The sequence below is a fragment of the Thalassoglobus sp. genome (assembly GCF_048270125.1).
Lineage (GTDB): Bacteria > Planctomycetota > Planctomycetia > Planctomycetales > Planctomycetaceae > Thalassoglobus.
Window position 1 is genome coordinate 1 of record NZ_JBLWTN010000055.1, and the last position, 11,051, is coordinate 11,051.

At 49.9% G+C, this 11,051-nt stretch carries 11 protein-coding genes; 7 read left to right on the forward strand and 4 right to left on the reverse strand.

All coding sequences use genetic code 11. The features are described from left to right. Window positions 1–460: 460 nt before the first annotated feature. From ACN0YR_RS24895 to ACN0YR_RS24910, 4 genes are all read right to left on the reverse strand, one after another. Entirely contained in the window at window positions 461–1,003 is a 543-nt protein-coding gene (locus ACN0YR_RS24895) for a M50 family metallopeptidase (RefSeq protein WP_417851921.1), read from the reverse strand. Window positions 1,004–1,197: 194 nt separating this feature from the next. Further along, window positions 1,198–2,379: an exo-beta-N-acetylmuramidase NamZ domain-containing protein gene (locus ACN0YR_RS24900; protein WP_417851922.1), complete on the reverse strand. Its 1,182-nt coding sequence runs from the start codon at window positions 2,377–2,379 to the stop codon at window positions 1,198–1,200. Between the two features lie 169 nt (window positions 2,380–2,548). Then, the gene (locus ACN0YR_RS24905) at window positions 2,549–3,808 is read right to left on the reverse strand and encodes an exo-beta-N-acetylmuramidase NamZ domain-containing protein (protein WP_417851923.1); all 1,260 of its coding nucleotides are present in this window, start codon (window positions 3,806–3,808) and stop codon (window positions 2,549–2,551) included. Next, window positions 3,805–5,289 (reverse strand): sodium:solute symporter, encoded by a 1,485-nt coding sequence (locus tag ACN0YR_RS24910; RefSeq protein ID WP_417851924.1) that lies wholly within the window; start codon window positions 5,287–5,289, stop codon window positions 3,805–3,807. The genes ACN0YR_RS24905 and ACN0YR_RS24910 overlap by 4 nt, the downstream gene beginning before the upstream one ends. Before the next feature lie 138 nt (window positions 5,290–5,427). On the opposite strand from ACN0YR_RS24910, the gene murQ reads away from it, so the two are divergent. The 7 genes from murQ to ACN0YR_RS24945 all read left to right on the forward strand — a co-directional run bounded on the left by murQ (window position 5,428) and on the right by ACN0YR_RS24945 (window position 10,560). Continuing rightward, entirely contained in the window at window positions 5,428–6,336 is a 909-nt protein-coding gene (gene murQ / locus ACN0YR_RS24915) for an N-acetylmuramic acid 6-phosphate etherase (protein WP_417851925.1), read from the forward strand. Then, on the forward strand, window positions 6,333–7,298 hold the full coding sequence (locus ACN0YR_RS24920; RefSeq protein WP_417851926.1) for an N-acetylglucosamine kinase: 966 nt from the start codon (window positions 6,333–6,335) through the stop codon (window positions 7,296–7,298). The genes murQ and ACN0YR_RS24920 overlap by 4 nt, the downstream gene beginning before the upstream one ends. A gap of 49 nt (window positions 7,299–7,347) precedes the next feature. Further along, window positions 7,348–7,800: a carboxymuconolactone decarboxylase family protein gene (locus tag ACN0YR_RS24925; RefSeq protein WP_417851927.1), complete on the forward strand. Its 453-nt coding sequence runs from the start codon at window positions 7,348–7,350 to the stop codon at window positions 7,798–7,800. Window positions 7,801–8,189: 389 nt separating this feature from the next. Beyond that, window positions 8,190–8,378, forward strand: coding sequence for a hypothetical protein (locus ACN0YR_RS24930; protein WP_145203886.1), 189 nt, complete (start codon window positions 8,190–8,192; stop codon window positions 8,376–8,378). Then, window positions 8,378–8,974, forward strand: a complete 597-nt coding sequence (locus ACN0YR_RS24935; RefSeq protein ID WP_145203883.1) for a hypothetical protein — start codon at window positions 8,378–8,380, stop codon at window positions 8,972–8,974. Before ACN0YR_RS24930 ends, ACN0YR_RS24935 begins: the two co-directional genes overlap by 1 nt. Before the next feature lie 98 nt (window positions 8,975–9,072). Beyond that, complete coding sequence (locus ACN0YR_RS24940) at window positions 9,073–9,660, forward strand: suppressor of fused domain protein (RefSeq protein WP_145203881.1); 588 nt, start codon at window positions 9,073–9,075, stop codon at window positions 9,658–9,660. Window positions 9,661–9,999: 339 nt separating this feature from the next. Continuing rightward, the gene (locus ACN0YR_RS24945) at window positions 10,000–10,560 is read left to right on the forward strand and encodes an REP-associated tyrosine transposase (RefSeq protein ID WP_417851928.1); all 561 of its coding nucleotides are present in this window, start codon (window positions 10,000–10,002) and stop codon (window positions 10,558–10,560) included. Window positions 10,561–11,051 lie beyond the last annotated feature (491 nt).

The following is an 11,051-nucleotide window of genomic DNA, read 5'->3' on the forward strand; positions in this document are numbered from 1 at the left end:
TCTCGACTCAGAACGTGCCCAATTGCTTCGTTCTCTCAACTTATTCCGAAAAAACCTACTGTTAATGCAGGCGAGATACGGCAGAAATTGAGGCGGTCAAAATGGAAAAAAGACTCTTTTTGCATCAATACACATTAATTTGAAGCAAAAGTCCAAACAAACACAACCCGTAACAAGTCTGTGTAGAGACTGGTCAGAAAACGTGTCGCTCGGCAGGAGGATTGTGATGAGATAAAAGTGAAGCGCCCAGATGATCACATGTTCTCAAATGTTCAGTCTGTTTGTCTTTGAATTTCAGTCAGAACTGCAAGCCATCAAGGGACGGGGACACAAACATGCAGAAATTGACAGAGATTCGTCGACGCGACTGTGTATTTTACTTTCATGACTTCATCGATTGCTCGCTACGAGACGGAACGCGAACACTGATTCGAAACATGCAATAACAATCGAAGATCAGTTACGAATGCTGCTGTTTAGAGATTTCAAAAAAATGCCGGACGGCTCTCCCACTGATCGTTTCATTTTTCAGTAACTCGTTGGCGATCAGTTCGATAGCCTTAGTCGGCTCGGCTCCACTGAGAAGATTTTCGGTTTTGTCAATCATGCGCTTTGCAAGTCTCTGCAGTTGGCGTTCGTTTGTCGCTCGATTCTCGGAGAGCAGGCTTTGAACGAGATGAAGATCCTGGGAAGCTCCCTGTTGGCAATACCGTCCGGTGATTCGACTTTCAGCAACCATTCCGGCCAACAGGATCAGAACTTCGTCCTCCATTGGATCTCTGGAAGGTTTTCGCATTCCTTTTTGAATCTTGCATGCTCCCAGTCGACCTCTTCCGCTCTGCATTTGGCCGGGAACGATCGTGACTTTTTCGACGGGTCGTCCCAGCAGCATCGCCATGACGGCGTGTCCAGCTTCGTGAAAAGCAGTCGCTTTCAATTCTGCACTGGGCTCTGCGAGAACCGAATCTTTTGGCGGTGTCGATTTACGTTTTTTATTACTCATGATCAGCAGCAGGTTGTATAACACTTTCGTGCTTCTGGTGTTCGTGGAGAAATCTTTTATGTGAAGAACCGCTCATCTCCACGAAGCAGCTTGTGCATGTTTCCTCGTAGAATGTTTAGAACCAGTCCGAAAACCTCTGGAATAGCCGCTTTCCTCAACGTTTGAGAGAGCAATTTTAAGTTTCAGGATCAGTTCTAATAAAGTAGGATTTCGGAGACGCTATTCCACCAGGCTGCTGTGTCGAGTTCAACTAAGTTGCTCAGTTCTGGTTCATCGAGTCTTTTGGCTGACTTCAACTCTGCTCGCAGATCACTGTTCCCAAATAGGATGTCGATGGGAGGGAGGACCGTTTCGTATTCATAGGGCGGAGCCAGCCATTGGAAATCTTTGGGGGCGAGTTGGCGGGCAGATTCAATGATCGAGACTGTGAGCTTTACCGATCTCACTGCTTGCGCGTCGGTGACATGTATCGACACTCCCTCGCAGGCCTGGTCTTTCCATTTGTCGAACGTCGGACGAAACCGAATCGGTCTAAGAACGATCCCGGGATGTTCGATACGGCTGACATCTTTGCAGAACTCTTCGGCGTTGAGCCACGGGGCTCCACAGAGTTCAAATGGCTGCGTTGTTCCGCGTCCTTCAGAGAGGTTTGTGCCTTCGAGTAGAACCTGTCCCGGGTAGACAATTGCAGTTTCCAGCCGTGGCATGTTTGGAGAGGGGACCGCCCAGGGAAGGCCTGTTTCCTGAAAGAACATGGACCGCTGCCAGCCCTGCATCGGAACGATGGTCAATTCCGCATTGATGGCTTTGGACTTGTTCATCCATTTCGCAAACTCACCAATTGTGAGGCCATGTCGCAGCGGGATTTCTGCCCCGCCAACAAAGCTGACGAAATCCGATTGAAGCATCGGGCCTTCAGCGATTTCTCCACCCAATGGATTCGGTCGATCAAGAACGAGCACATGAACACCATGTTCAGCACAGGCTTTCATGCATTCCAGGAGGGTCCAGATGAATGTGTAAACACGCGTCCCGACGTCCTGCAGGTCGACGATCAGGAAATCGATCTCAGTCAGCATTTCCTTCGTGGGGCGTCGCGTTTCTGAATACAAGCTGTGAACTGGAATGTTGAGTGGGCCATAAAAGCTATGGTCCGATTCAATCATGTTCGCTTGTTCTTCGCCCCAGAAACCGTGCTGAGGAGAGAAGAGTGTGACAAGTTGTCCAGGGAAACGCTCAGCGATTCGGTCACAGGCGTAGTTGTACTGAGGATCGATCGATGCCTGATTCATCAACAACCCGAGTCGGGCCTTATTCAGTTCCGTCGGCGGGTCTTCAATGAATCGTTCGAGACCGGTTTTTATGTGAGTTGGCACAGCGTCTTCGATTTCATGCTTAGAACTGATCCTGAAACTTGAAATTGCTCTCTCAAACGTTGAGGAAAGCGGCTATTCCAGAGGTTTTCGGACCGGTTCTAAACACTTTCGCGTTTTTTGTGTCTGTGGAAAATCTGAACACCAATCCGAAAGAAGTGAGATGTGTTTCTCAATACAACAGAAAACTTTCCCGTCGCTTCAGGAACTGGTCGACTCCCTGTTCTGCAATCGACTTCACATTCTCAGCAGAATCACCCGCGAGAATTGCGTCGAGCGTTTTGCGATTTCCCAGAAGTCGCATGGCATCTTTCCCTTTCCAGTCATTCGGGTAAAGTTTTTGGAGTTGCGTCGAGACTTCGAAGCCGACCCGCAATGGCTCGAACTGGTCGCGATTGGTGATGATGATATTCACTCCGCCACATTCTTCGTCTTTGTACTTGCTTGAGCTCGGCGTGTATCGAATTGGGACGTAGCTGACGCCGGGGGTCTCTTGGCGATTGAGCGCGTCGGCAAGTTCTCTCGGATTGATCCAGGGTGCGCCGATGACTTCAAAGGGGGTGTCCGTCCCGCGACCGACGGAGAGGTTTGTTGTTTCAATCAGTCCGATGCCGGGGTACAGCAATGCCTGTGTTAAGCAGCGCATGTTCGGTGACGGGTTCACCCAGACGAGGCTGGTTTCGTCCCAGAATTGGTTGCGTTGCCAGCCTTCACACTTCACCACGTGCAGGTTCAGGTTGAGTTTTAATTCCTTGTTCAGCATCATCGCCAATTCTCCAGTTGTCATTCCATGACGAACTGGAAGATGGTGATAACCGACAAATGATTCCTCCCCCGCATCCAGCATCGGGCCAGCGACATTGATACCGTTGATTGGATTCGGCCGATCGAGAACAACAAAACGCTTTCCCTGTGCAGCCGCTTGAGTCATCGCTTCACCCATCGTGGAAACGTATGTGTAGAAACGTGCTCCGATGTCTTGAATGTCGAAGACCAGCGTGTCGATTTCATCGAGCATCTTTTCAGTTGGGCGACGAGTCGCACCATACAGGCTGAACACGATCAGCCCGGTTGATTGATCTTTCGTGTCGCCAATTTTTGAAACGTCGAGCTTTCCTTCGAAGCCATGCTCGGGGCTGAAGAGTGCTTTCAACGAAACATTCTTTGCATCGTTCAGCAACTTGACCGTGCTCACTCCGTCGCGGTTTAACCCGGTATGATTCGTAATGAGGCCGACGCGTTGATCAGCCAGCAATTTGAACTTGTCTCGTTGCAGGACATCAATCCCGTTGAGAACACCATCGTCCGCGAAGATCGTCGAAGGTGACTGGGAAAAATAGAGTCCCACGAGGAAAAGCAGCACCCAGTTCGATGCCGATTTGGCTTGCGGTTTCGATTTCGAATCGACTCGCTGAGGGAATAGGAACATCATTCAATAACTGCCTGTTTCTGAGGGAAAATGAATGAAATCAGCATCCCCACGGAGAATGTTGTCACCGAGCCAATGAGTGCAATCCATGGCCAGGCGACGAGAGGATTCCCGTCGGAATTCTTAAGGACGAACTGCACAATAATCAGGACGATCAAGCCGACGAAAGCTCCTCCGATGGCAGACTTCTGACTCGCACGCTTTGTAAGAACTCCCAGTGAAAAGATCCCCAGTAACAGCCCGGCGGAGAATCCGGCAATCGTCAGAGCGTTGTTCACGACCGTTCGTTCAAGTGAAATTGCCCAAACACCAATTCCGATCTGCAGCACGCCGAAACCGACGGTCAGCCAGCGTGAGATCTTCAGTTGCGTGTGATCGTCTGGAGGTGTTTGACAGTTGGGGACATAGAAGTCGTTGAGGAATGCTGAAGAAGAAGCATTCAGCGAGCTGGAAAGTGTCGACATCGCCGCTGCCAGAATTGCTGCCAGAATCAAACCGATCAAGCCGGTGTTGCGAGGAAATTGATTCACAATGAAATGTGCAAAGACCTGATCTGCTTTTTCAGGAGCAACATTTCCGTCCAATGAATAGTAGCAGGCCAGTTCGACACCGATAAACAAAAAGAGTGCAAACTGCACCAGGACAACGAGCGAACTCAAGAAGACAGCTCGCCCAGCTTCGCCTTGACTGCGGGCACTCAGGTATCGCTGGACCATCATGTGGTCGGTTCCGTGTGTCCCAATGGTCAGCACTGCTCCACCGATCATTCCTGCCCAGATGTTATAGGGGTCGGAAATCAGAAATTTCGTTTCAATAATCTTCAGCTTTCCAGAGGTCTCGGCAAATGTCCAGATTTGCGACCATCCTTCGGGAACTTGGCTGGCGATGATGAACAGGGCTGCGACGCCTCCGAGCATGTAAATGACGAACTGAATGCAGTCGTTCCAGACCACGGATCGCAGCCCCCCGAAGAATGTGTAGAAAATCGTCACCACGCCCATTGCGATCACACAGTTCACAAACGGCCATCCCAGCAGGGTGTGCAAGACAATCCCCGCCAGAAATAACCGCAGCCCATCTCCCAGGTTTCGCGTGACTAAAAAGAGAAGCGAGGCCGTTGTTTTCGTCGCTGTTCCAAATCGCGAATCGAGAACCTGATACGCTGTCAGCAGTTTTCCTTTGAAGTACAACGGCAGGAAGACTTGCACGACGACCATGCGGCCGACGATGTATCCAAACGCGATTTGCAGCCACTTCATGCCGGCATCGCCAAACGCAACACCCGGCACACTCAAGACCGTTGCAGTGCTTGTTTCGGTAGCAACAATGGAACCGAGAATCGCCCACCAGGGGAGCGAACGTCCACCGAGTAAATATGACTCGACATCGGTGTTCTTTCGGCCAGACCAGAACCCAATCGCAATCGCTGCCAGCAGCAGCGAGATCAGGACGACAACATCAATGGGGCCAAGTTCTGCACTCATTATTCACAATTTTCCTTGCCGCATGTTGTAGTTTGTTGTGATTGATTTCGATACTCTGGAAGAACTTCGATTTTATCATTTTGTAACTCAGAAGTTATCGAGCCAACGGCATCTTCAGCCAGAAATATTCAGTGAATTATGAAAGAGTCCTCCTCACTTACGACAGAAGCAATCAATCCGCTGTCAGAGAAAATCGATACGCTTTCTCCGCTGGAAATCGTAAAGCTGATGAACGCCGAAGATGCGAAAATTGCTGACGCAGTTGCCTGCGAAGCGGACTCAATCGCTAAGGCCATCGAGGTGGCGACCGGGCGGATTCGCAGCGGGGGGCGACTCGTTTACATCGGTGCGGGAACTTCCGGACGTCTGGGAGTTTTAGATGCATCGGAATGCCCTCCGACTTTCAACACCCCTGCCGAGATGGTCGTGGGGCTCATCGCTGGGGGAGACACGGCACTTCGCAAGGCAGCTGAAGGTGTTGAAGATCATCCTGAGGCCGCTGTGATCGATTTGAAAGCGATCGACCTGACCGGCAAGGATGTTCTCGTCGGGATTGCAAGTAGCGGGCGGACTCCGTACGTCATTGGTGCTCTCGATTACGCCAGAGAAGTTGGGGCCTATGCGATTGGACTCGTCTGTAATGAGAATTCACAAATGGCATCTCATGCTGACCTGATGCTCGCTCCGGTCGTCGGTCCTGAAATTATCAGCGGATCGACTCGCATGAAAGCGGGGACCGCGACGAAAATGGTCTTGAACATGATTTCGACCGGGACCATGGTCCAGCTCGGGAAAACCTTCGGGAACTACATGGTCGACCTGCGAGCGAGCAACTCTAAGTTAATCGTCCGAAGTCGACGTATCGCTGCTGCCTTGGCAGGCATCACAGAAGAACAGGCTGAGGAAGAACTCAAAAAGTGCGATGGTGAATTGAAAACTACTGTTGTGATGTTGCGAAAGAACGTCTCCCCGCAAGCTGCGCGGACCCTTTTAGAAAAACATGGTGGACAGCTCCGGTTGGCTTTGGAGGAGGATTCGCAAGAGTGAATGAACCTCAGGAAAGTGATCGGAGCCCGACCATCGGTGAGTTGGTGATCGGCGTTGACGCCGGTGGGACGAAGACAACTGCGTGGCTGGCGGATTCGGAGTTTCAGAGGACTCGGCAGCCAATCGGCAAGGGACATGCCGGACCGGGGAACCCACGGGCTGTCGGCTTTGATGCTGCCTGCCAGCAAATTCAAACAGCCATTGAAGACGCATTTTTAGATGCTCAATTGCCAAAAAAATCTGTCTTCACACTTTGCTTGTGTGCAGCCGGGGCGGGGCGTGTCGAAGAGCAAGTTCGTTTGGAAGCATGGGCAAACGGACTTGACCTCGCAACGAATGTGATCGTAACGGACGATGCTCAACCGATCCTGGCGGCTGCCAGTCCAGAACGAATCGGAATTGCGCTGATTTCCGGGACGGGATCGTTTGCCTGGGGGCGAAATGCAGATGGCGACATCGCAAGATCAGGCGGTTGGGGGTATCTGTTTGGTGATGAGGGAAGCGGATATCAAATCGCACTCGCCGGTTTACAAGCCGCTACGAAAGCTGCCGACGATCGCGGACCGCGAACTCGACTCTTGTCAGCCTTTCTGGATCATTTTCAGATCGCTGAGGCTTCAGAGTTGATCGGGAAAATTTATGGTGACAAGTTGAGTCGCGAGGTGATTGCTGGGCTCTCCAGTATTGTCTTCTCGCTATCTGATGATGAGGTCGCTCACAGCATCATCGATGAAGCTGCCAATGAACTCGCAACAATGGTTGAGAGTCTCGCAGCCAAACTTGGATTGAATTTGTGTGCGGCCCAACTTGCTCTTGCTGGTGGCGTATTTGTGCATCAGCCGGCATTTGTCGAGAAACTTCAGCGCAGACTCGCACTCTCGGAACAGTTTATGACTATCGTGAAAGAGCCGGTCGCCGGAGCGGTAGCCATTGCTCTAAATGAAAAAAACAGTGAGCAGTGAACAGCGACGTTTAATACTTTGTGTTAACCGTGCAAAATAAGGGGGACGTATGTCTGAAAGAGTGAATCTTGGCAAATCAGCCCCTGAGCTGTATCAGGCAGTCATTGAGCTTGACCGGCTTGCCTCTGATGCTTTAACCAATGCAGGCATTGCCGTAGGCTTTTCGCATCTCTTGCGATTGCGTGCCTCTCAGATCAATCAATGCGCATTCTGTGTCAGGCTGCATACACGGGATGCACTTGCCAACGGGGAGTCTGCTGACCGTGTGGCAGTTGTTCCCGTATGGAAAGAGACTGAATACTTCAGCCCCAAAGAGTGTGCTGCGCTGGAGCTTGTGGAGGCAATCACCCTGATCTCTGAAGGCCAACTGCCTGATGCAATCTACGAGCAAGCCGCAACCGACCTTTCCAGAGAAGAAATGTCAGCCATTGAGTGGCTTGCCGTTGTCATTAATACATGGAACCGCATTGCCATCTCAAGCCGTTATCCTGTCAAAGAGTGACGACTGGTGGCTGGGGGCAGATTGCTCGATCAGGTTGAAGTGAGTGCAGGGCAGGGTTTCCCTGCCGCGAGAAAGCACGCGTCGAAAATCGGGACGAGTGGCACGCTCAGACTGGAGCGCAGCGTAAGGATGGGCGTGCGGATTCAGCGTTGACTTCCATTCTTTTATCACAGATGGTGACCTGTCCATTGAAGAAGGACGTTTTCTTCTCCGGCTTACCAGTGAATAATGGTAGTCTAGGTGTCAGAGCGAATGTTAATATTGTGTGGTTTTAAGAATTCATTGATGGTAGATTTTATGCTATTGGGTTGACCATTGTGTTGGCTTTGCGGCAGGGGAGCCCTGCCCTACAGTTACTGCGAAATGCAGGCCTGAAGGAACTCATTGGGATGAGTGCCAAAAAGTCTCAAAGATGGCTTGCGAATGCCAAAGGCAATGAGTTGGAACGAGCATACAATTCTATAGTCAAGGCGTCCAATAAATTTGACACACTCCATCCGGGGTACGATGTCTCCGGTGCATTTTGGAAAAACTATCTTTTTGGAAACATGAATATTGGACCTGGAGGAGGCTTTTAGTGAATCCTGACATTTTTTATCTGGCACCATTTGACGAGAATGAGTTCATTCATGTTAATTTACTAACGAACCCTAACTGGAAGACATCGGCATTTTGCCGATCTTGTCGACAGTTGAGTAACCCAACCTTACTTCAGTGGCTGACTTGCGAAACCCCAGAGACGAATGTGAGTGGTTTCCTGTCCGCATCGAGTTTTCATGTGACAGCACTCCACTGTGATATGGCGGAGAAACTTTCCCCATTTCTCAAACATTTTTACTGGGTTGGATTTCAAAACGATGGGTTAAAGTTTGTCAAAGACTGGCTTGGTATTGTCGCGATGGACCAAGCCATTATTCGCCTTGCAGCAGACCCTGCCATCGAAGAGTGTTCTTGTTGCGGAAAGGTCGAGCACTTAAATGTGTATGACGACCATGAAGCTGTTTACACTGCAAAATCCGTTGAAAACCTTGAACTCGGATTCACAGCGTACCACGGTTTAGTTTTCAACGAGAAGATCAAAGAGTTTCTGGAAGATTGGCTGAAGAACGATTGCCCTTATCGTTTTGGGATTGGCAAGGTCAATATCGCTGATTCGGGAGGGCAGCCTAAGTGAATAGGTCAGCAACAGGAAGCCGGAATCTTATAACCAGGGAGGAAATAGAGCACGGCGAAATATCCCCTCTCAATACTCAACGCACAGCGGGAGAAATTATGAATCGCCTTCCAAAATGTAATCCTTATTTTGAAACTCTTTGGGGAGAACCAGACAAGATTGTTCAAACTCGACTACCCAACGTAAAATTTCCGGTTTCAGTATTTGTGTTTTGTCCCGAATCGACTGGGAGAGAGTTCTTTACGTTCTTGACCTCTGGTCTCGCGAGTTTTCAATCGCATGATTCGCAGTTCGGCCGCTCGGAATTAGTCTTATACTCTAAAGAGTTTGACGAGTTCTACGCAGAACTTCTGCATCTGTGTGCCAAGGTCATAGTTGGGCGTGGCCTGGACATTAATCATGGAGATATAATTCCGCATGGAGCACCTCCAAGACCGGTTTTCCCCGAGACCCCGTGGACGCACATCCTGTTTCATGAATCTGGAATCGAACCAGATTCGAATTTGTCAAATGAATTGACAATCTTGGGGGCTCCAGTCTTCCTATACAATCTGATGCTCATTTCAGCTGCTGAGAGTCAGTTTATTGAAAAACATGGCATCGTCGAATTCTCTAATCTCCTGGCAATTGACCTCAATCCCATTGAATTTGAAATTATCTCCCGTGACAGAAATGTGGTAGTTTAATTGAGGGCCTCCGGGAATTAATTTTGACAAACATCCAGTTTTTCACGCGACGAGAAATAACGACTTACGTCAAACCAATCCATGCTTCCGAAATCGGTGAAAACACCTTGACTTACACCGGGCGGGGTGGCCCGGTTGAATGAGTGAAATACGGAGGTGCCACGATTGTGCCTGGCAGAGTGGACCGACTGAATGAGTGAAATATGGGAGTGCCACGGCTCTGCGAGCCGTGCGGAGCGGGGGAGAGTGTAGGAGTAATGCGAGGCGTCGTCGTCTCTGCATTATGTGACCGTGTCGCGCAGCTCGTGATTGATCTTTGGAAATTTGGTTGAGTCACACATGCCTGAAGAGCATCATAAAAAACGACGTGCTATCAACGAAGCTGGACATGCACACTTCATTACGTTTTCGTGCTGGAAGCGTCAGCCATTGTTGTCAAAAGATCGTTCCCGCGAATGGGTGATTACAGCGATGGAAAAGATGAGAGAGGCCCAGAACGTCGCCATCTGGGCGTATGTCATCATGCCTGAACATATCCATTTATTGATACTCCCACGCGAGGAGAACTATGAAATGCGTCGAATACTGGCTGCATTGAAAGCGCCCGTTTCACGAGCTGCAAAACAGTTCTTAATGGAACGTAACGAGCAACAGTGGCTGCAACGGTTGACGACGAAGCATGGTCATCGTGAAACGTTTCGGTTCTGGCAACCGGGTGGTGGATTTGATTCCAACTTGTGGAGTGAAAAACCAATTGAAAATGTGATTGATTATATTCATGCAAACCCCGTGCGGCGTGGACTTGTCATACGTCCCAGTGACTGGGCCTGGTCAAGCGCCCGAGCACACCTTGGAGATGAAGGTGTCCCCCTGAAGATTGATCAAGTCGATTTACGATGAAATCAACCCCCAATTTCACGGCTCACAGCAAGGTAGGTCAGGCTGAGCTTGACGGGATTAAGCGTTGAATTCTCCTCGAATTCACAATTGTTCTTTGACAATTTGGTTAATGAGACTCATCGTAGTGAGTGTAGGGCAGGGCTTCCCTGCCGCGAGAAAGCACGCGTCGAAAATCGGGACGAGTGGCACGCTCAGACTGGAGTGCAGCGTAAGGATGGGCGTGGCGGATTCAGCGTTGACTTCTATTCTTTTATCACAGGCAGTCACCAGTCCATTGAAGAGAGACATATTCTTCTCCTGCTTGCCAGTGAGTAATGGTAGTCTAGGTGTCGGAGTGAATACGTGGTATTATGTGGTTTAAGAATTAATCGATGATGTATTCAATGTTATTAGATCGACCATTATGTTGACTTTGCGGCAGGGGAGCCCCAATATTGTTCGGCACGCTTTTTGCGCATTGTGGGTGGTATTGTAAACTCCGCGTTTTTGTG

Coding starts and splice junctions, on each gene's coding strand:
- ACN0YR_RS24930 (WP_145203886.1), top strand. CDS start 8,190: ATGAGTGCCAAAAAGTCTCAAAGATGGCTTGCGAATGCCAAAGGCAAT.
- murQ (WP_417851925.1), top strand. CDS start 5,428: ATGAAAGAGTCCTCCTCACTTACGACAGAAGCAATCAATCCGCTGTCA.
- ACN0YR_RS24945 (WP_417851928.1), top strand. CDS start 10,000: ATGCCTGAAGAGCATCATAAAAAACGACGTGCTATCAACGAAGCTGGA.
- ACN0YR_RS24925 (WP_417851927.1), top strand. CDS start 7,348: ATGTCTGAAAGAGTGAATCTTGGCAAATCAGCCCCTGAGCTGTATCAG.
- ACN0YR_RS24895 (WP_417851921.1), bottom strand. CDS start 1,003: ATGAGTAATAAAAAACGTAAATCGACACCGCCAAAAGATTCGGTTCTC.
- ACN0YR_RS24910 (WP_417851924.1), bottom strand. CDS start 5,289: ATGAGTGCAGAACTTGGCCCCATTGATGTTGTCGTCCTGATCTCGCTG.
- ACN0YR_RS24940 (WP_145203881.1), top strand. CDS start 9,073: ATGAATCGCCTTCCAAAATGTAATCCTTATTTTGAAACTCTTTGGGGA.
- ACN0YR_RS24905 (WP_417851923.1), bottom strand. CDS start 3,808: ATGATGTTCCTATTCCCTCAGCGAGTCGATTCGAAATCGAAACCGCAA.